Source organism: Amycolatopsis sp. NBC_00348 (assembly GCF_036114655.1).
Lineage (GTDB): Bacteria > Actinomycetota > Actinomycetes > Mycobacteriales > Pseudonocardiaceae > Amycolatopsis.
This window is the reverse complement of the sequence record NZ_CP107994.1, coordinates 5836691-5854143: the sequence shown is the minus strand read 5'-3', so window position 1 is coordinate 5854143 and position 17453 is coordinate 5836691. Positions and strand designations below refer to the sequence as shown.

Sequence of the window (17453 nt, the reverse complement as noted above, 5' to 3'; positions counted from 1 at the left end):
AATTCTGCGCTCGCCGAGGTCACGGCGTCAAGCGGGCTTCCGGCCCAACGCAGAGGCGCAGTTCGGCGGAAGCGCTTCAACGGAATATTTGCAACGCTTTGCGGGCTGGGTTTGTCCCGCACACTGGAGGGTGTAGATGGCCGTCACACAGCAGGTTCCGGTTCATCCGCAAGCGGGTTTCTTCGGCTCGGGCCCGTATCCCGCGCACCGGGCGCGGGTCGTGGTCATCGCGGTCCTCGCCGGGTTCGCGTTGACGGCGCTCTGGTCGGCGCCGTTCGTCGACTCCGTCATCGGCGACAGCGTCGCCAACACGCTGCTCGGCTACGACGCGAAGGCCACCCCGATCGGCGGCGTGCTGGCCGGGACGCTGTTCGCGTTCGTCTCCGGGCTCGCCGGCTCGTTCACCGCCTGTAACATCGCCGCGTTCGGCGCGGTCGCACCGCTGGTCGGGGGCGAGGCGGGCGGGAAACGGCGGTTCTCGACGACGCTCAAGCCGCTCGGCTGGATCGCGGCGGGCATGCTCACCGTGTCGATCGTCTACGGCGTGATCGTCGCGCTCGTCGGCACGCGGATGCCGCAGTTCGACACCGCGCCGGCCACCGGGCTGACGCCGCGCAGCATCCAGTCGATGGTCGCCTTCGGCGTCGTCGGCCTGGTGTTCCTGGTGCTGGGCCTGGCTTCGGTGGGCGTGATCGGCAACCCGATCGGCGCGCTGACCCGGCGGCACCCGGCCGCACCGCTGGTCCTGATGGGCGCGCTCATCGGCGGGTTCCTCATCGGCCGGCCGTACCCGCTGTTCCGGATCATGTTCCGCAGCGCCGCCGAGCAGCACAACGTGTTCTACGGCGCCGCCGCGTTCGCCCTGCAGTCACTCGGCAACATCGTGATCATGGGCGTGCTGTTCCTGATCCTGACGCACGCGACGGGCGGGCGCGTGCAGCGCTGGCTGGCCGCGAAGCCGGGCCGCATCGCCGCCGTGACGGGCGCGGCGCTGCTCGTCGGCGGCACGTTCACGCTGCTCTACTGGGATGTGCGCGTGCTCGGCCGGCTCGGGATCATCTGGTTCCCGACGGTCAGCTGGTAGGCCGCCCGAGCCAGCGGTAGTCGGGCGAAGGGTCGAGCTGGACGCCGTCCGCGACGGCGACCAGCACGGCCTCCGGCTGCGGCCCGGTCACCGTCAGCCAGCGCCCGGACGGCAGCCGGACCGCGACCAGCGCGGGTTCGCCGGGCTTCGGCGCCGAGTAGAACCCGGGGCCGCCGCGCACGGAAATGCTTGCGGCGCCGCCGATCCCGGGCGAACCGGCGCCGACTGCGGCCGTCACGGCCGGGACCGACGGGCGGGCCGGGTCGGCCGCCGTCAGCTCGGTGCTCGCGTCGTCCGGGCCGGTGCCCCGGACGGCGGCCGAGCGTTCCGCCAGCCCCGCCGGCAGCGGCCCGAACCGCAGCTCGCCGCGGACGCCGACCGGGGTCGCCTCGACCGACTCGGCGATCCGCTGGGCGACCGCGCGGGCGTCCGGCACCCCGCCGACCCGGGCGGTGAGCACGTGGTCGTCGTCGGCCAGCCAGGTGAGCAGGGCGGCGGTGCCGGTGTCGCCGGTGACCATGGCGACCCGGCCGTGCACCACGATCTGGTCCTTGATCGACGCGATCTTCAGCGCGGTCCGCGACCACTCGGGATCGGCCGTCGGATACGCCGACAGCGTGACCTCCGCCGGCCCGGCGAACCACCGGCGGACCTGCGGCGTGAGGCCCGGGCCGCCTTCGCGGCTCTGCTCGGTGAAGCCGTCGGGCAGCCAGCCGGGGGTGTAGCCGAGCACCGGGCGGCCCGCGGCCGGGTCGAGCACCGGCGGGCTCGTGAGCACCTGCGTGCCGACGAAGACCCCGGCCACCAGCAGCACCACGGCGGCGGCCACCAGCGTCAGCCGCGCGACCGGACGACGGCGCCGGGCGTCCGCGAGCGCGTCCCGGACCGCGTGGCCGTCCGGCGCGCGGGCGGCGAGGCGGTCGAGGCTCTCCCGGATCAGCGTCTCGGTCTCGTGGTCGCTGCGGGTCATTCGGGGGCTCCGGTGGTCAGGGGCGCGGGGTGGGGTGCGTCCCGGAGGGTGGCCAGGGCACGGGAGATCTGGCTGCGCACGGTGGAGGTGCCGCAGCGCAGGACGGCGGCGATCTCGGCGTCCGAGTAGTCCTCGTAGTAGCGCAGCACGACCGCGGCGCGCTGCTTGCGGGGGAGCGTGGCGAGCAGGGCGAGCATCGCGTCCCGCTCGTCGTAGGCGGTGGCGGGGTCGGCTTCGGGCGGGGACAGCGCGTCGAGGACCTCGTGGCTGCTCGGCACCATCCGCCGCACGGCCCGGCGGCGCCACGACAGGTACTCGTTGGTGACCATCTTGCGGACGTAGGTCGGCGGGGCGTCGATGCCGTCCCAGCGCTGCTGCGCGCGCAGCAGGACGTCCTGGACGATGTCCTGCGCGAGGTGCGGGTCGTTCGTCAGGACGGTCGCGTAGCGGAGCAGCCCGTCCAGCCGCTCCGCCACGAACTCTTCGAAGCCCACGTACGTCCCTTCGCCCGCCTGTCACCTTCATGGACGTCCGGGACGGCCGAGTTGATGCACGCGGCCGGGAAGTTTCTTTCGTGACGGAGTTCACCGGTTCGGCCCAGCTCGCGAGCCTTGTCCGTCACTGAGCGGCAGATGCCGGGCGGTTCGGTCTTGCTCCGTCGCGGTCGTTCACGAGTACAGGTGAGTGTCGGCTCCGCTGCGTTCCCGGCCGTCGGCGGTGCCGGGGATCGCCTCGGAAACCTGTCGGTGGACCGTGCTTTCCTGAACCGGACAGATCGGAGGGGGAGATGACGGCGGGGAAGCAGCGGGCGGCTCTGGCCGTCTCGGTGGTGCTCGTGGCGGCGTTCGTGGCCGGCCCGTTCGCGCTGGTCGTGGGCGTGATCTGGGGGCTGGTGCGGTTCGGCCGCGGCTACCCGCGGCGGTTCACGGCCGAGCAGGTGCGGGAGGGCCCGGGGTTCCGGTACCACCTGGCCTCGTTCGGGGTGCTCTACCTCGTGCCCATCGGCATGGCGGCGACGGCGTACTTCCTGCTGTCGGCGTACCTGCGGTGGTTCGGCGCCACGTCGGGCGTCGGCTGGCTGATCTCACTGCAGCGGTTCTTCGAGACGGTGTCGCGGTTCTTCTCGGACCACCTGAAGCTGAGCGAGTTCTCGGTGTTCGCCGTGCTGATCGGCGTCTACCTGCTGACCTGCCTGCTGCTCGCCCGCCGGGACGCCGGGCCGTGGCGCGGGCGGACCGCAGCCGGGCTGGGGCGGGCCGCGGACTTCTACACGAAGTACAGCGGACCGGCGGCCGCCGGGCTGGCCACGCTCGCCTCGCTGACGCTGTTCGGCATGCAGGTGGGCGTGCCGGCCACGGACCTGCAGGTGAAGTTCAAGGTGGCGCAGAGGGCTACGCGGAGGTGACGAAGAAGCTGGAGGCGGGCCTGACCGAGCGCGTCGCCGGCAAGCTCTACGACAAGGTCCAAGCGGCGTTCCCGCAGTCCTACCGGGACGCGCTCGCGGCGCGGGCCACGCAGCTGCCGAACTTGCTCGACACCGCGCGGAGCAGCGCGGCGAGCGCCAAGCCGTACGACGTCAGCCTGCCCGCGGTCGACGACGCCGTCCGTGCGGAGACCGTGAGCCGCGACAAGGCCGCGGGGATCGGGCCGGAGCTGCGGGTCGAGGCCACCGGCCGGGCGACGCCCGGCGAGGTGACGCCGGAGCAGGTCGAAGCCGCGCGGGCGGTCGTCGACGCGCGGCCGGCCGAGCCGGGCATCGACCTGGTCGCCGACAGCCGGAAGAAGGTGACGCTGCAGGTCGAGAAGGTGGCCACCGAACGGATCGCGGCGCTCACGAAACCGGTGACGGACGCCGTCCCGTTCCTGGACCCGCTGGTGCAGGCGTTCGTCGAGGCGGCGGACAAGGGCCTGCAGGACCGGCTCGCCCGGGCGTACGACCGGCTGGCCGAGCTGGTGCTGCGCGCCCCGCGGGACCTCGGCGCGGCGGTCGACCGCGAGGCCGCGGACCTGGTCCGGCAGACGGACGTCGACAAGCCGGTAGCGCACGCCACGCCGCGCGCGGAGGACCTGGCGCGCACGTTCTCGGCCACGGTCTCGGCGCTGCGGGACGCCCCGGTCCAGCTGGACCAGAAGGTCACGGAGGTGATCGAGGCCCGGCGGCCACCGCCGGAGTACGACCCGTCGGGCAAGCTGAAGCTCACCCTGCCGGACATCGAGTCGCTGCGGCTGCCACCGCCGGAGTACTACAGCCTGCGGTACCCGTACGACTACGGCCTGGGCAGCTACGGAACGCGCGACTACGGCCTGCACGGCTACACCCCGCCGGACACGTTCCGGGTGCCCCCGGAGATCGCCCGGGTACCCCGGATCGCGCCACCACCACGGGTGAGCATGCCGCGGATCTTCGTCTGGTGACGGCAGCGGTCGTGAGTGTCCAGGAGGGGCGGAACCGTCACGGCCGGCCGCCGGGAGCAGCCCGCGCGCGCCTGGGTGAGCTAGACGGATCGGGTGGCCGGGCCCTGACCGCCGGGTGCCGGGTCGAGGTAGTACTGCGCGACCGGGGCGAGCAGGGCGACCAGCTCCTCGTCGTCCGCGTCGGCCAGTGGGGGCAGTTTGATCACGTAGCGCAGCAGCGCGACGCCGATCATCTGCGCGGCGATCCCGGTGACGCGCACCGGCGGCACGTCGAGCGCCTTGGCGACCTCGGCCAGCACCGTGCGCTCGATGAACTGGCGCATCATGAGCGCGACCTGCTCGTTCGTCGCCGCGGCGCGCAGCATCGCGAGGAACGGCGTCCGCCCTTCCGGCGCGGCCCAGAGCGTCAGGAAGGCGCGCACCAGCCGTTCGCCCACGCCCGAGCGCGGGCCCGTGAGGATCGCCGGGACCAGTGAAGCCGGGTTCACCGGCAGGTTCATCGACGCCGCGAAAAGCTGCTGCTTGCTGCCGAAGAAGTGGTGCAGCAGCGCCGCGTTCACCCCGGCGTCGGCGGCGATCCCGCGGACCGTCGCGCCGTCGTACCCCAGCTCCGCGAACCGGTGCCGGGCCGCGTCGAGGATCTTCTCCCGCGTCTCCGTCCGCCCCGGCCGCCGCCCCGCCTGTGCCATTGCCCGAGCTTAGAACGCCCTTGACTACGCTTGCGGTCATGTCTGTCGCGGTGCGGGTGATCCCCTGTCTCGACGTCGACGCGGGCCGGGTCGTGAAGGGTGTCAACTTCGCCGGCCTCCGCGACGCCGGCGATCCCGTCGAGCTGGCCCGGCGGTACGACGCCGAGGGGGCCGACGAGCTGACGTTCCTCGACGTCACGGCGTCCTCGGGCGACCGCGAGACCACCTACGACGTCGTCCGCCGGACCGCCGAGCAGGTGTTCATCCCGCTGACCGTCGGCGGCGGCGTCCGCAGCAACGACGACGTCAACCGGCTGCTGCGCACCGGCGCGGACAAGGTGAGCATCAACACCGCCGCGATCGCCCGGCCGGAGTTCCTCCACGAGGCCTCGCGCCGGTTCGGCGCCCAGTGCATCGTGCTGTCGGTCGACGCGCGCCGCGTGCCCGAAGGCGGCGAAGCGACGCCGTCCGGCTTCGAGGTCACCACCCACGGCGGGCGCCGCGGCACCGGCATCGACGCCGTCGAGTGGGCCGCGCGCGGTGAGGAGCTCGGCGTCGGCGAGATCCTGCTGAACTCGATGGACGCCGACGGCACCAAGAACGGCTTCGACCTCGAGCTGATCGACCTGGTGCGCAAGGCCGTGCGGGTGCCCGTGATCGCCAGCGGGGGAGCGGGGGCCCTGGAGCACTTCCTGCCCGCGGTGCGCTCCGGCGCGGACGCCGTCCTCGCCGCCAGCGTGTTCCACTTCGGACAGTTGAAGATCGGCGAGGTCAAGACCGCGCTGCGCGACGGCGGGGTGGAGGTCCGATGAAGTCCTGGCGCGCGCCCGTCGAGGTCAAGGTCGTCGCCGCCCTGCTGATCGGCTTGCCGGTGGCGTGGGCCCTGCTCGACCTGATCCCCGTGCTGAGCGCGGGCTCGAGCCTGGCCATCTACCGGACGCCCGCGCTCGCCCTGATCCTCGGCGGCGTCGTGACCACCGGGCTGGCGGTGAAGATGGGCAGCGCCCGCATCGGCGGCCTGGTCGTCACCGTGGTGTTCGCGCTGCTGCACGCGTTCCTGCTGCTGGGCGCCGAGCTGTGGTTCAACAAGGTGTTCTCCGGGCTGTCCTTCTTCGGCTACGGCTACGCGTTCGTCCTGTTGAACTCCATGCCGCTGAAGCGGCACCTGCTGGGAGCCGAAGCATGAACCTCGACGCGGGCGTCTCGGCGCGTCTCAAGCGCAACGCCGACGGCCTGATCGCCGCGGTCGTCGTCGAACACGCCACCTCGGACGTGCTGATGATGGCCTGGATGAACGACGACGCCCTCGCGGCGACCCTGTCCACCCGCCGGGGCACGTACTTCTCCCGCAGCCGGCAGAAGCTGTGGGTCAAGGGCGAGACGTCCGGGCACTACCAGCACGTCCGCGAGGTCCGCATCGACTGCGACGGCGACACCGTCCTGCTGCGCGTCGACCAGACCGGTCCCGCCTGCCACACCGGCACCCACACCTGTTTCGACACCGAGGAGCGCCTGCTCCTGGCCGACGAGAAAGAGCACACCGCGTGAAGATCGCCGCCGACATCCTGGTCGGGCTGGTCGCCCTGATCCACGTCTACATCGTCGTCCTGGAGATGTTCCTCTGGAACACCCCGCGCGGACGCGCGGCGTTCGGGACCACCGAGGAGTTCGCCAAGGAGAGCGCGCCGCTGGCCGCGAACCAGGGGCTGTACAACGGTTTCCTGGCCCTCGCGCTGGTCTGGGGCCTGATCGCCACCGACCCCACGGGCTACCAGCTGAAGCTCTACGGCATCGTCTGCGTGATCATCGCCGGCATCTACGGCGCGGCGACGGCGAACAAGCGGATCCTGTTCGTGCAGGTGGTGCCAGGCGTGCTGACGCTGATCGCGCTGCTGCTGGCCAGGTAACCACCGTCCGGTCTACGCTCCGTCCCCTGGGGAAGGGGGCGGCCGTGGGGCTGCGGCGGGGGAGGGCGGCGCTGGTCGCCGGGAGTGTGCTGCTGGGGCTTGTCGCGGTCGCCGCGCTGGTCCTGGTGCTGGTGGCGGGCGAGCCGTACATGCCGCTGGTGGTGCCCTTCGCGGCGCTGTCGGCGTTGTGCGCGGGCTGGGCCCGCCGGCTCGGCCGCCGGTACGCGGCGGCCACGGGTGTGGTGCCGCCCGGCTGGGACGACGTCGACCTCGACGTCCAGACCACCCGCGTGCGCGCGCTCGGCCTCCGCGCGACCGGGTTCGCGGTGTTCTGGGCCGTCGTCACCGTCGTGGCGGGTGTCGCTGCCGCCGTGGTGCTGACGCGGGATCCCGCGTCGTCCGGCACCGATTCGCCGCCCGAGATCGCCGCGGCCACGCCGCTGGTGGTCATCGTCTTCGCCCTGATGGGGTTCGGGTTCTCGGTCGCGGCCGCGGTCAACTGGCGACGCCGTCATCGCGCGGTGACGGCGTCCGGCGACGGCCACCGTGACCCGCGGCAGCGGCATGTGCACCGTCATCCTGACCCTCGGCGACGACACCCGGATCCGCACCCAGTCGATCGGTTCGACGCACGGCGCCGCGAACATGACGGACTTCCCGGGCACCCCGGTGCGCTTCGGCGGGGCGGACCGCTCGATGGTGGTGCTGTTCCCGCGCGGCCTCTTCCGCAACGGCCCGTACGCGGTCCCGGTCAGGTCACTCGAGCCGAAGCCCAGCGCCCGTCCGACGGCACAGAGCTGAAGCCCTGCCCCCTTGCACGCCCGGGCGCGACGTCCGGTTGCCCGGGTGTCGGCTGTCTCCCGAACCCCGCCGAACCGCGGCTTTCCGTTCTACATTGCGGGAATGGACCTGGAGCGACGGCGGAAGATCGCGGACTCGCTGCCGCTGCCCGGGCGGCGCGGGGCCCGGGTGGCGGGTGTGCCGGAGTACACCCGGCTGGTGCGCGAGCAGGGCGACCGCTCGGCGTTCTTCGTGGTGCTGTCGGCCGCGATGCTGCTGGGCGCCGCGCCGGTGTCGCTCGCGAGCGTCGGGGCCGGCACCGTGCTCTTCTTCGTGGGCGCGATCGGTGTCGCGGGCTGCGTGGGCACCCTGGTGCGGTGGCGGCGCCGCTACCGCGCGGTGCGCGTCACGGGCTGGCGCGAGGCGACCGCGACGATCGGTCACGTGTGGCCCAGGTCGCGGGGCCCCGCGGTGGCCGTGAAGTTCGCCGACGGCAGCCGGATCGACCTGCGGACGGCCGACGGCGGGTGGACCGTCCGGGCGTTGTCCGAGCTGCCGGACCTGCCCGCGCTCGTCGGCGGCCACGGCTCGGCCATGGTCCTGCTGGTACTGCCGCGGCCGCCGTGGTGGACGCGGCCTCGCGTGTTGGCGGCGAAGGCCGAGACCCACCGCTGGACGCCTGAGCCATGACCGCTTGCACGCGCGGGCGCCGCGTTCGGTTGCCCGCGTGTCGGTTACCTCCCGAACCCCGCCGGCACCAGGGTTTCCGCCCTACATTCGGCGGATGGATCCGGAACGGGACTACGCGGCCGTGCTGCGACGGCTCACGCGGCGCAGAGCGGCCTGGGTGGTCGCCGGTGCGGTGGGGGCGCTGGTGTTCGTGGTCTTCGTGATCGGCACCGCCTACTCGGTCCTCGACCCGGGTTACGGCCTCGACGACGGTGAGCTCGCCGCCGATTTCGGCGTGCTCGCCGGTTCCGGGGCGCTGTCCGGCTTCGCCGTCGTCCGGATCCGCGCCGGCGACCGCCGGACCGGCGACGTGCTCACGCGGATGGGCACCGGCAGCTGGCTCCCGCCGGTGGTGCCGCTCGACGACGAGGCGCGCTTCGCGGCCGAAACCCGCCGGCTGCGCGGCCTGGGCGTGCGGGCGGTGGGGATCGCGTTGCTCTGGTTCGGCGTGCTGGCCGCCGCGACCACCGGGCTCACGTTGGTGGACGACGCGGCCGAGCACCTCCTGGCGACAGGGGCCCGCACCGCGGGCGAGGTGGTGAGCGTCCACGACACGAGGCACGGCAGCGGCGCCTCGTCGATGCGGGTGCGCTACCCGGCCGGCGGCGTGTCCCGGACCGCGGAGATCGTCCGGGACACCGAACGCGCGTACGCGGTCGGCGAAGCGGTGACGGTGGTGTACGACCGGGCCGACCCGGCGCACGTCCGGACGGTGGCGGAACCCAACGCCGACCAGGGCCTCCTGGGGGTCCTCGTGGTGCCGATGCTGCTCGCCTGCGTCGCGGTGCCCTGGTCGCTGGTGGCCGCCGCGGGCTGGTGGCGGCGGTACCGCGCCGTCCGGCACACCGGCTGGCGCGTCGCCGAGGTGCGCGTCGTGCCCGACTACCCGATCCGCAAAGGACGGCACCTGCCGGACCTCCACGTCCGCTACGGCGACGACTCCCGCGTGGTGCTGCGGGCCGTCGCGTCGACGCACGGCGCCACCGGGTTCCAGGGCCGGCGCGACCGCGAGGCGTGGGTCGGCGGCTGGGGCCGGGCCATGGTCGTGCTGTTCCCGGACGCGCCGCTGCGCAAGCGGGCGCTCGCCGTCCCGGCGCGCGCGATTTCGCCGCGGCGGCGACCTCCGTCCGCGTAATCTGGGCCGATGGGGGAAGACGCGGCCTGGCTGCCGGAAGAGGACGAAACCGCACCGGACGGGGCACCGCCGGATCCGGCCGCCCAGATCGCCAGGCTGCCGGGGTACGGCCGGCGCGCGCTGGCCATCGCGCTGCTCCTGCTGGTCGCCGCCGGAGGCGTGTTCGCCGGCCTGGTCGTGTACGAGTACCCCGCCCGCGCGCTCCTGCGCGACGGCGTCCACGTGACCGGGAAGGTGCTGTGGTTCGACGACCACACGAGAGAGCAGGCGATCCGCGTCTCCTACGACGTGCGGGGTGAACCGGGCTACGCCACCATCCCCGTGACGTCGGGACGGCGCTACATCGTGGGCGGGACGCTCACGGTGATCTACGACCCCGCGAACCCGGGCCGGGCGCGCACGCTGCTGGAAGACCGCCTGGACGGACGGGTGTCCGCCTTGTTCTGGATCCTCGGCCTGTTCGTGCTGACGTTCGCCGGCGTGAGCCTGGCCGCTGCCCTCCGGTGGCGCCGGCGGCACGCGGCGGTGCTGCGGACCGGCTGGCGGCCGGCTTCGGTCACCGTGCGGCCCGACTACCCGGTCCGCCGGGGACGGCACCTGCCGGACCTGCTCGTCGAGTACCGCGACGGCAGCCGCGCCGAGCTGCGGGCCTCGATGTCGTGCCACGGCAGCACGTACTTGTGGCACCGGCCCGCACGACCGGCGTGGGTCGGCGGGGCGGGCCCGGACATGGTCGTCCTCTTCTCGCGCGGCGACCTGCGCCGGCCGTACGCGGTCCCGGCGTTCGGCCGGACGTCGCGCACCGAGATGGGCCGGCGCGTGCCCTAACCGATGTCGCCGCTGATGTAGCGCTGCACGTTCGGCGCCACCGCGGCCACCAGCGTCTCGACGTCCGCCGCGGCCAGTGGCTCGAACTTCGCCACGTAGCGGATCATGCCCATGCCCACCAGCTGGGACGCGCAGAGCGTGGTGCGCAAGGGGATCTGGTCGGAGCCGACCGACGAGAGCACGTGCGTGAAGAACTTCTGGAAGAAGTCGCGCAGGACCTGGCCCGCCTGCTCGTGGCCGGCGACGCTGCGGATGAGCGCCACGAACACGCCGCCGCCCGCGCTGTCCCAGCGGGTGAGGAACGTGCGGACGATCCGCTCGCCGAACTCCTCGTCGGGACCGTCGCGCAGGGTCTCCAGCAGCTCCAGGGGGTCGAACGGCAGCTCGAGCACCGCGCGGGCGAACAGGCCCTCCTTGCTGCCGAACCAGTGGTTGACCATCGCGGCGTCGACGCCGGCGCGGGTGGCGATCGCGCGGACGGTCGCGCCGTCGTAGCCGTTCTCGGCGAACACCGACCGCGCGGCGTCGATCAGGGCCGTGCGCGTGTCCTGGCCCGCGGGCCGGCGGCCGCGGCGGCGCGCCGTAGTCTCGGGGTTGTCGGTGGTGCTCACCGCCCCATCATGACTCATCCGCGATCCTGAATTCAACATTTGCTGAATTCGGGACCCCGCGCGGCCCGGTTCACGCGGGGCGGCACAATGAGTTCCATGGTCAGCGCTTACGCCGGTTCCACCGGCCCCGGCTCGGTCAGCCCGTCCCGCGAGGACTTCCGCGCCCTCGCCGAGAGCCGCCGCGTGATCCCGGTCGTGCGCCGGGTGCTCGCCGACGGCGAGACGCCGATCGGGGTGTACCGCAAGCTCGCCGCCGACCGGCCGGGCACCTTCCTGTTCGAGTCCGCGGAGAACGGCGCCTCCTGGACGCGCTGGTCGTTCATCGGCGTCCGCAGCCCGGCGGCGCTCACCGTCCGCGACGGCGAAGCGGTCTGGACCGGCACCCCGCCGGTCGGCCTGCCGACCGAGGGCAACCCCCTGAACGTGCTCCGCGAGACCATCGAGGCGCTGCACACCGAGGCGCTGCCCGGCCTGCCGCCGCTCACCGGCGGGATGGTCGGCTACATCGGCTACGACGCCGTCCGCTGGCTCGAGAAGCTGCCCGAGCTGGCGGAGCGCGACCTCGACATCCCCGAGCTGACCATGCTCCTGGCCACCGACCTGGCCGCGTTCGACCACCACGAGGGCACGGTCACGCTCATCGCGAACGCCGTCAACTGGGACGACTCGCCCGAGCGCGTGGATGCGGCCTACGACGACGCCGTCGCCCGGCTGGGCGCGATGACCGAGCAGCTGCAGGTGCCCGCGCCCGCCACCGTCGCCGCGTTCGACCGGCCCGAGCCGGAGTTCACCCGGAAGCGGTCCAAGGAGGACTTCCACGCCGCGGTCGACAAGGCCGTCGAGGCGATCAAGGCCGGCGAAGCGTTCCAGGTCGTGCCCTCGCAACGGTTCGAGATCGCGACCGGCGCCGACGCGCTCGACGTCTACCGCGTGCTGCGCACGTCCAACCCCAGCCCGTACATGTACCTGCTGCGGCTCGACGGCTTCGACATCGTCGGCTCCAGCCCCGAGTCCCTGGTCACCGTGCGGGACGGCAAGGCGACCACGCACCCGATCGCGGGCACCCGCTGGCGCGGCGCCGACCCGGAGGAGGACGCGCAGCTGGCCAAGGACCTGCTGGCCGACGAGAAGGAACGCGCCGAGCACCTGATGCTCGTCGACCTCGGCCGCAACGACCTGGGCAAGGTCTGCAAGCCGGGCACCGTGCGCGTCGTCGACTTCTTCCAGATCGAGCGCTACAGCCACGTCATGCACATCGTCTCCACCGTCACCGGCGAGCTGGCCGAGGGCAAGACGGCCTTCGACGCGGTCACCGCGTGCTTCCCGGCCGGGACGCTGTCCGGCGCGCCGAAGGTCCGCGCGATGGAGCTGATCGAGGAGCTGGAGCCCGTGCGCCGCGCGCTGTACGGCGGCGTCGTCGGCTACCTCGACTTCGCCGGGGACGCCGACACGGCCATCGCGATCCGCACCGCGCTGATGAAGGACGGAATCGCGCACGTCCAGGCCGGGGGCGGGGTGGTCGCCGACTCGGTGGCCGACTACGAGGACACCGAGTCGCTGAACAAGGCGCGGACCGTGCTGTCCGCGGTCGCCGCGGCCCAGACCATGGTGCCGGCGGGCAAGCTCGACCCGGCCGCGGACGCCGCTCGTGTCTGAGCCGGAGGTGGCGGACCCCGGAACCGCGACGGCGCGGCCGTCCCGGCGTCCACTGTGGATGATGGTGGTCGCCCTGCTGCTGGGCGCGCTCGCGCTGTGGGGCGCGTCCAAGCTGACCTGGTACGCCGAGTTCCGCGACGGCGGCGTCCGCGGCACGGTCCTCTACCGCGAGACCGGCGAGCAGCGCGCGACGGCGCTCGTGCCGCTGGCGCTGCTCGCGCTCGCCGGGGTGGCCGGCCTGATCGCCACCGGCGGCTGGGCCCGGCGCGTCCTGGGCGTCGTGCTGGCGCTGGCCGGTGTGGCGGCCGTGTGGGCCGGCGTGGCGGGGGTCCGGTTCACCGGCTGGGCCGACGGGCTGCCGGTGACGCAGATGCTGCTCGGGCGCGGCTTGGCCGTGCTCGGGGGAATTCTGGTCGCCGCCGGCGGGTTGGCAGCGATCAAGGGTGCCGGGCGGAGTGCCCGGCTCGGCGCGAAGTACGCGGCCCCGGCGACCCGGAAGAAGGTGCGTGATCCGGACGCCGAGTTGTGGGAAGCGCTGTCGGAGGGCGAGGATCCCACGGAGGGTGGCGGACGGCATTCGGAGTAACGCGCACACCCGGAACCGGGCTCTTCGGATGCGGGGGTTAGCATCGTTTCGGCGGGAAGGGGAAGGTTTTTGTGAGCGACCTTGCGAGTGAAACCGTGACCACGAGCCCGGGCGGGGGCGCCCGGTGAGCGTGCTCGAAGAGATCGTCGCCGGCGTGCGGGAAGACCTCGCCGTGCGGGAATCCGCGCTGCCGTTCGACCAGCTGAAGATCCGCGCGGCCGCCGCGCAGCCGCCCCGCGACGTGATGACCGCGCTGCGCGAGTCCGGCATCGGCGTGATCGCCGAGGTGAAGCGCCGCAGCCCGTCCAAGGGCGACCTGGCCGACATCCCCGACCCCGCCGCGCTGGCCAAGGACTACCAGGACGGCGGCGCGCGGGTGATCAGCGTGCTCACCGAGCAGCGCCGCTTCGGCGGCTCGCTGGCCGACCTCGACGCCGTCCGCGCGGCCGTGGACATCCCGGTGCTGCGCAAGGACTTCGTCGTCAGCCCGTACCAGGTGCACGAGGCTCGCCTGCACGGCGCCGACATGGTGCTGCTGATCGTCGCCGCGCTGGAGCAGAACGCGCTCGCCGCGCTGCTCGACCGCGTCGAGTCGCTGGGCATGACCGCGCTGGTGGAGATCCACAACGCCGAGGAGGCCGACCGGGCCCTCGAGGCGGGCGCCAAGGTCATCGGCGTCAACGCGCGCAACCTGCACACCCTCGAGGTGGACCGCGACGTCTTCTCGCGGCTGGCCCCCGGCCTGCCGATGGACGTCTACAAGGTCGCCGAGTCGGGTGTCCGCGGGCCGGGCGACCTGATGTCCTACGCCGGGCACGGCGCCGACGCGGTGCTGGTCGGCGAAGGCCTCGTCGCCTCGGGCGACCCGAAGGGCGCCCTGGTCAAGCTGGTCACCGCCGGATCGCACCCCGCGTGCCCGAGGCCGTCGCGGTGAGCAAAGAGCCCAACACCGAACACGACCCGGACGAGCGTGGCTACTACGGCCCGTACGGCGGCCGGTTCATGCCGGAGGCGCTGATCGGCGTCGTCGACGAGGTCGCCACCGAGTACGAGAAGGCCCGGCACGACCCCGAGTTCCTGAACGAGTTCAACCGCCTGCTTCGCGACTACGCCGGCCGTCCGTCCCTGCTCACCGAGGCCAAGCGCTTCGGCGAGCACGCGGGCGGCGCGCGTGTGTTCCTCAAGCGCGAAGACCTGAACCACACCGGCTCGCACAAGATCAACAACGTGCTGGGCCAGGCGCTGCTCACCAAGCGCATGGGCAAGAAGCGCGTCATCGCCGAGACCGGCGCGGGCCAGCACGGCGTGGCCACGGCCACCGCGTGCGCGCTGCTCGACCTCGACTGCGTCGTCTACATGGGCGAGGTCGACACCGAGCGCCAGGCGCTGAACGTGGCCCGGATGCGGCTGCTCGGCGCCGAGGTCATCCCGGTCAAGACCGGTTCGCGGACGCTGAAGGACGCCATCAACGAGGCGCTGCGCGACTGGGTGACCAACGCGGACAGCACGCACTACCTGTTCGGCACGGCGGCCGGCCCGGCCCCGTTCCCGACGATGGTCCGCAACTTCCACCACATCATCGGCACCGAGGCCCGCGCGCAGATCCTCGAGCAGGCCGGCCGCCTGCCCGACGTCGTCGCGGCCTGCGTCGGCGGCGGGTCGAACGCGATCGGCATCTTCTCGGGCTTCTACGACGACCCGTCCGTGCGGCTGGTCGGCCTGGAGCCGGGCGGCGAGGGCATCGACGGCAACCGCCACGGCGCGACCCTCACCAAGGGCACCCCGGGCACCCTGCACGGCGCGATGACGTACCTGCTGCAGGACGACGACGGCCAGACGGTCGAGTCGCACTCGATCTCGGCCGGGCTGGACTACCCGGGTGTCGGCCCGGAGCACGCGTGGCTGAAGGACACCGGCCGCGCCGAGTACCGCCCGATCACCGACGCCCAGGCGATGGACGCGTTCATGCTGCTCTCGCGCACCGAGGGCATCATCCCGGCGATCGAGTCTGCGCACGCGCTGGCCGGCGCGCTGGACCTGGGGCGCGAGCTCGGCCCGGAGGGCTTGATCGTGGTCAACCTGTCCGGCCGCGGCGACAAGGACATGGACACAGCGGCGAAGTGGTTCGGGTTGGTGGACAAGTGAGCGGGCTCGACGACCTCTTCGCCACGACGCGCGCGGAGGGCCGCGGCGCCCTGATCGGGTACCTGCCGGCCGGCTTCCCGACCGTCGAGGCCTCGAAGGACCTGATCGCGGCGACGATCGACGGCGGCGCGGACCTCATCGAGGTCGGCGTCCCGTACTCCGACCCGGTGATGGACGGCCCGACCATCCAGGCCGCGTCGGTCACCGCGCTGGACAACGGCTTCCGCCTCAAGCACGTCTTCGAGGTCGTCGAGTCGATCTCGGCGCGTGGCGGCCGCGCGGTCGTCATGACGTACTGGAACCCGGTGCACCGCTACGGCGTCGACCGCTTCGCGCGCGACCTCGCGGCGGCGGGCGGGCTCGGCCTGATCACCCCGGACCTGATCCCGGACGAAGCCGGCGAGTGGATGACCGCGTCGAAGGCCCACGGCCTCGACCGGACCTTCCTGGTGGCGCCGTCGTCGTCGGAGGAGCGGCTCGCCCGCACGGTGGACGCGGCCTCGGGGTTCATCTACGCGACCGCGGTGATGGGCGTGACGGGCGCGCGTGACCAGGTCGGCGCGGGCGCGGAGGAACTGGTGCGCCGCACGCGGGCGCACACGAAGCTCCCGATCGGCGTCGGCCTCGGCGTGCGCTCGGGCGACCAAGCGGCCGAGGTGGCGTCGTTCGCGGACGCGGTGATCGTGGGCTCGGCCCTGGTCACGGCGGCGGCGGACGGCCCCTCGGGAGTGCACCGGCTGTCTGCGGAGCTGGCCGACGGGGTACGCCGGGCCGTCGCCACGGCTTGACCTGGACCGCACTCCAGGTGCCACCCTGGACCGGTGACGTCCTACACCCCGGCCCAGGTGACCGAAAAGACCGGCTTCACCATCGACACCTTGCGGTACTACGAGCGCATCGGCCTGCTGCACCACGTCGGCCGCACCGCGGGCGGCCGCCGCACGTTCACCGACCAGGACGTGGAGTTCCTGCAGCTCCTGCGCTGCTTGCGGTACACGGGCATGCCGGTCGCGGAAATGCTGCGTTTCGTGGAACTGCTGCGCTCGGGCGACGCAACGCAGGACGAGCGCCTGGAGGTCCTCCGCGAGCACGAGGCCCGCGTCGAGGCCCAGATCGACCGGCTGCGCGAGCACCAGGAGCACATCCAGTTCAAGATCAAGCTCTACAGCGGCGCGTCCGAACTGGCTGTCGCATCCTCGTGACGCCATCACCCGGCTCAGAACTGTCGGTGGTGATCCGCATACTCCCCGTGTGATGATCCACAACGAGGGGACCGAGCGGACATGCCACACTGGAGCAGACCGACGGCGATCGGCGCGAGCGGAGGTGAAGCGCGATGGCAGCACCGACTGAACCCGATTCCGGGCTCAGCATCCCACCGCACCCCGACGGCTGGACGGTCGACGAAGTCCTCGCACTGCCGGAGGATCAGACCTCGCTCCAGCGGATCGAGCTCGTGGACGGGGCACTCTTCGTGAGCCCATGGCCACGGCTGGAGCACCAGCGTCTTGTCGGTACCCTGTGGGGCCAGCTCTCTGCGGGGGCTGGAGATCAGTTCGAAGTCTTCCCCGGAGCGAATGTCGTACTCGGGAACCGCGGTAACCGCCTGCTGATACCGGATCTCGTGGTGGCCGACGAGTGTGGTCTGACGGGCGTGAGCCTGACCGAGAAGCAGGTCGTTCTCGTCGTCGAGATCGTGTCGCCGTCCTCCAGGGTGCAGGACCGGATCCTCAAGCGGGCCATTTACGCCGAAGCCCTGATCCCGTTCTACCTCCTGGTCGAGCCGGGAGAGCCGGACACCGCGACCCTCTTCGAACTCCAACGCGGCGAGTACGAACCCATCGCCAAGAGCGAAGCCGGGAAGCTCACCTTCACCCGGCCCTTCGAAGCCGAGATCACCCTGGCCTGACCGGGCTTT

General features: G+C 72.6%; 22 protein-coding genes. 18 read left to right on the top strand and 4 right to left on the bottom strand.

Annotated elements, in window-relative coordinates:
- Nucleotides 1-136: 136 nt before the first annotated feature.
- Nucleotides 137-1084 carry a hypothetical protein gene (locus OHS58_RS25100; RefSeq protein ID WP_328644203.1) on the top strand — a complete coding sequence of 316 codons (948 nt, stop codon included), beginning with the start codon at nucleotides 137-139 and terminating at the stop codon, nucleotides 1082-1084.
- Here OHS58_RS25100 and OHS58_RS25095 read toward each other — a convergent pair.
- On the bottom strand, nucleotides 1074-2054 hold the full coding sequence (locus tag OHS58_RS25095) for a hypothetical protein (RefSeq protein WP_328644202.1): 981 nt from the start codon (nucleotides 2052-2054) through the stop codon (nucleotides 1074-1076). The genes OHS58_RS25100 and OHS58_RS25095 overlap by 11 nt on opposite strands.
- Nucleotides 2051-2548 carry a SigE family RNA polymerase sigma factor gene (locus tag OHS58_RS25090; RefSeq protein WP_326947393.1) on the bottom strand — a complete coding sequence of 166 codons (498 nt, stop codon included), beginning with the start codon at nucleotides 2546-2548 and terminating at the stop codon, nucleotides 2051-2053. Before OHS58_RS25090 ends, OHS58_RS25095 begins: the two co-directional genes overlap by 4 nt.
- 293 nt (nucleotides 2549-2841) lie before the next feature.
- On the opposite strand from OHS58_RS25090, the gene OHS58_RS25085 reads away from it, so the two are divergent.
- A complete protein-coding gene (locus OHS58_RS25085) occupies nucleotides 2842-3459 on the top strand; it encodes a hypothetical protein (RefSeq protein WP_328644201.1) in 618 nt (205 codons plus the stop codon).
- Nucleotides 3456-4469, top strand: coding sequence for a hypothetical protein (locus OHS58_RS25080; protein ID WP_328644200.1), 1014 nt, complete (start codon nucleotides 3456-3458; stop codon nucleotides 4467-4469). The genes OHS58_RS25085 and OHS58_RS25080 overlap by 4 nt, the downstream gene beginning before the upstream one ends.
- Nucleotides 4470-4549: 80 nt before the next feature.
- On the opposite strand, the gene OHS58_RS25075 is transcribed toward OHS58_RS25080, so the two are convergent.
- Nucleotides 4550-5158, bottom strand: a complete 609-nt coding sequence (locus OHS58_RS25075) for a TetR/AcrR family transcriptional regulator (RefSeq protein WP_328644199.1) — start codon at nucleotides 5156-5158, stop codon at nucleotides 4550-4552.
- A gap of 38 nt (nucleotides 5159-5196) precedes the next feature.
- On the opposite strand from OHS58_RS25075, the gene hisF reads away from it, so the two are divergent.
- The 8 genes from hisF to OHS58_RS25035 all read left to right on the top strand — a co-directional run bounded on the left by hisF (nucleotide 5197) and on the right by OHS58_RS25035 (nucleotide 10537).
- Nucleotides 5197-5970, top strand: coding sequence for an imidazole glycerol phosphate synthase subunit HisF (gene hisF / locus OHS58_RS25070; RefSeq protein WP_326947396.1), 774 nt, complete (start codon nucleotides 5197-5199; stop codon nucleotides 5968-5970).
- The gene (locus OHS58_RS25065; RefSeq protein WP_326947397.1) at nucleotides 5967-6344 is read left to right on the top strand and encodes a hypothetical protein; all 378 of its coding nucleotides are present in this window, start codon (nucleotides 5967-5969) and stop codon (nucleotides 6342-6344) included. The genes hisF and OHS58_RS25065 overlap by 4 nt, the downstream gene beginning before the upstream one ends.
- The gene (gene hisI / locus OHS58_RS25060; RefSeq protein WP_326947398.1) at nucleotides 6341-6706 is read left to right on the top strand and encodes a phosphoribosyl-AMP cyclohydrolase; all 366 of its coding nucleotides are present in this window, start codon (nucleotides 6341-6343) and stop codon (nucleotides 6704-6706) included. Before OHS58_RS25065 ends, hisI begins: the two co-directional genes overlap by 4 nt.
- The gene (locus OHS58_RS25055; protein ID WP_326947399.1) at nucleotides 6703-7065 is read left to right on the top strand and encodes a DUF1304 domain-containing protein; all 363 of its coding nucleotides are present in this window, start codon (nucleotides 6703-6705) and stop codon (nucleotides 7063-7065) included. The genes hisI and OHS58_RS25055 overlap by 4 nt, the downstream gene beginning before the upstream one ends.
- A 564-nt stretch (nucleotides 7066-7629) precedes the next feature.
- Nucleotides 7630-7866 carry a hypothetical protein gene (locus OHS58_RS25050; protein WP_328644198.1) on the top strand — a complete coding sequence of 79 codons (237 nt, stop codon included), beginning with the start codon at nucleotides 7630-7632 and terminating at the stop codon, nucleotides 7864-7866.
- A 102-nt stretch (nucleotides 7867-7968) separates the two neighbouring features.
- Entirely contained in the window at nucleotides 7969-8535 is a 567-nt protein-coding gene (locus tag OHS58_RS25045) for a hypothetical protein (RefSeq protein ID WP_328644197.1), read from the top strand.
- A 94-nt stretch (nucleotides 8536-8629) separates the two neighbouring features.
- Nucleotides 8630-9709, top strand: a complete 1080-nt coding sequence (locus tag OHS58_RS25040) for a DUF3592 domain-containing protein (protein WP_328644196.1) — start codon at nucleotides 8630-8632, stop codon at nucleotides 9707-9709.
- Between the two features lie 9 nt (nucleotides 9710-9718).
- Nucleotides 9719-10537: a DUF3592 domain-containing protein gene (locus tag OHS58_RS25035; protein ID WP_328644195.1), complete on the top strand. Its 819-nt coding sequence runs from the start codon at nucleotides 9719-9721 to the stop codon at nucleotides 10535-10537.
- Here the strand turns inward: OHS58_RS25035 and OHS58_RS25030 are convergent.
- Complete coding sequence (locus tag OHS58_RS25030; RefSeq protein ID WP_326947404.1) at nucleotides 10534-11166, bottom strand: TetR/AcrR family transcriptional regulator; 633 nt, start codon at nucleotides 11164-11166, stop codon at nucleotides 10534-10536. The two genes, OHS58_RS25035 and OHS58_RS25030, sit on opposite strands and share 4 nt — an antisense overlap.
- 78 nt (nucleotides 11167-11244) lie before the next feature.
- Between OHS58_RS25030 and OHS58_RS25025 the strand changes: the two genes are divergently transcribed.
- The 7 genes from OHS58_RS25025 (at nucleotide 11245) to OHS58_RS24995 (ending at nucleotide 17444) form a co-directional block, all read left to right on the top strand.
- Nucleotides 11245-12804 (top strand): anthranilate synthase component I, encoded by a 1560-nt coding sequence (locus tag OHS58_RS25025; protein WP_326947405.1) that lies wholly within the window; start codon nucleotides 11245-11247, stop codon nucleotides 12802-12804.
- A 58-nt stretch (nucleotides 12805-12862) separates the two neighbouring features.
- Nucleotides 12863-13390 carry a Trp biosynthesis-associated membrane protein gene (locus tag OHS58_RS25020; protein ID WP_326951458.1) on the top strand — a complete coding sequence of 176 codons (528 nt, stop codon included), beginning with the start codon at nucleotides 12863-12865 and terminating at the stop codon, nucleotides 13388-13390.
- Nucleotides 13391-13514: 124 nt separating this feature from the next.
- On the top strand, nucleotides 13515-14324 hold the full coding sequence (gene trpC, locus OHS58_RS25015) for an indole-3-glycerol phosphate synthase TrpC (protein ID WP_247062897.1): 810 nt from the start codon (nucleotides 13515-13517) through the stop codon (nucleotides 14322-14324).
- Entirely contained in the window at nucleotides 14303-15535 is a 1233-nt protein-coding gene (gene trpB / locus OHS58_RS25010; protein WP_326947406.1) for a tryptophan synthase subunit beta, read from the top strand. Before trpC ends, trpB begins: the two co-directional genes overlap by 22 nt.
- Entirely contained in the window at nucleotides 15532-16323 is a 792-nt protein-coding gene (gene trpA / locus OHS58_RS25005; RefSeq protein ID WP_326947407.1) for a tryptophan synthase subunit alpha, read from the top strand. Before trpB ends, trpA begins: the two co-directional genes overlap by 4 nt.
- Nucleotides 16324-16356: 33 nt before the next feature.
- Nucleotides 16357-16737: a MerR family transcriptional regulator gene (locus OHS58_RS25000; protein WP_326947408.1), complete on the top strand. Its 381-nt coding sequence runs from the start codon at nucleotides 16357-16359 to the stop codon at nucleotides 16735-16737.
- A 134-nt stretch (nucleotides 16738-16871) separates the two neighbouring features.
- Nucleotides 16872-17444 carry a Uma2 family endonuclease gene (locus OHS58_RS24995; protein WP_326955027.1) on the top strand — a complete coding sequence of 191 codons (573 nt, stop codon included), beginning with the start codon at nucleotides 16872-16874 and terminating at the stop codon, nucleotides 17442-17444.
- The last annotated feature ends 9 nt before the right edge of the window (nucleotides 17445-17453 follow it).

What these genes read in the sequence shown, in the direction of transcription:
- OHS58_RS25100 (WP_328644203.1), top strand. Translation starts at nt 137, where the DNA reads ATGGCCGTCACACAGCAGGTTCCGGTTCATCCGCAAGCGGGTTTCTTC.
- OHS58_RS25095 (WP_328644202.1), bottom strand. Translation starts at nt 2,054, where the DNA reads ATGACCCGCAGCGACCACGAGACCGAGACGCTGATCCGGGAGAGCCTC.
- OHS58_RS25085 (WP_328644201.1), top strand. Translation starts at nt 2,842, where the DNA reads ATGACGGCGGGGAAGCAGCGGGCGGCTCTGGCCGTCTCGGTGGTGCTC.
- OHS58_RS25075 (WP_328644199.1), bottom strand. Translation starts at nt 5,158, where the DNA reads ATGGCACAGGCGGGGCGGCGGCCGGGGCGGACGGAGACGCGGGAGAAG.
- hisF (WP_326947396.1), top strand. Translation starts at nt 5,197, where the DNA reads ATGTCTGTCGCGGTGCGGGTGATCCCCTGTCTCGACGTCGACGCGGGC.
- OHS58_RS25065 (WP_326947397.1), top strand. Translation starts at nt 5,967, where the DNA reads ATGAAGTCCTGGCGCGCGCCCGTCGAGGTCAAGGTCGTCGCCGCCCTG.
- hisI (WP_326947398.1), top strand. Translation starts at nt 6,341, where the DNA reads ATGAACCTCGACGCGGGCGTCTCGGCGCGTCTCAAGCGCAACGCCGAC.
- OHS58_RS25050 (WP_328644198.1), top strand. Translation starts at nt 7,630, where the DNA reads ATGTGCACCGTCATCCTGACCCTCGGCGACGACACCCGGATCCGCACC.
- OHS58_RS25045 (WP_328644197.1), top strand. Translation starts at nt 7,969, where the DNA reads ATGGACCTGGAGCGACGGCGGAAGATCGCGGACTCGCTGCCGCTGCCC.
- OHS58_RS25040 (WP_328644196.1), top strand. Translation starts at nt 8,630, where the DNA reads ATGGATCCGGAACGGGACTACGCGGCCGTGCTGCGACGGCTCACGCGG.
- OHS58_RS25035 (WP_328644195.1), top strand. Translation starts at nt 9,719, where the DNA reads ATGGGGGAAGACGCGGCCTGGCTGCCGGAAGAGGACGAAACCGCACCG.
- OHS58_RS25030 (WP_326947404.1), bottom strand. Translation starts at nt 11,166, where the DNA reads ATGAGTCATGATGGGGCGGTGAGCACCACCGACAACCCCGAGACTACG.
- OHS58_RS25025 (WP_326947405.1), top strand. Translation starts at nt 11,245, where the DNA reads ATGGTCAGCGCTTACGCCGGTTCCACCGGCCCCGGCTCGGTCAGCCCG.
- OHS58_RS25020 (WP_326951458.1), top strand. Translation starts at nt 12,863, where the DNA reads ATGATGGTGGTCGCCCTGCTGCTGGGCGCGCTCGCGCTGTGGGGCGCG.
- OHS58_RS24995 (WP_326955027.1), top strand. Translation starts at nt 16,872, where the DNA reads ATGGCAGCACCGACTGAACCCGATTCCGGGCTCAGCATCCCACCGCAC.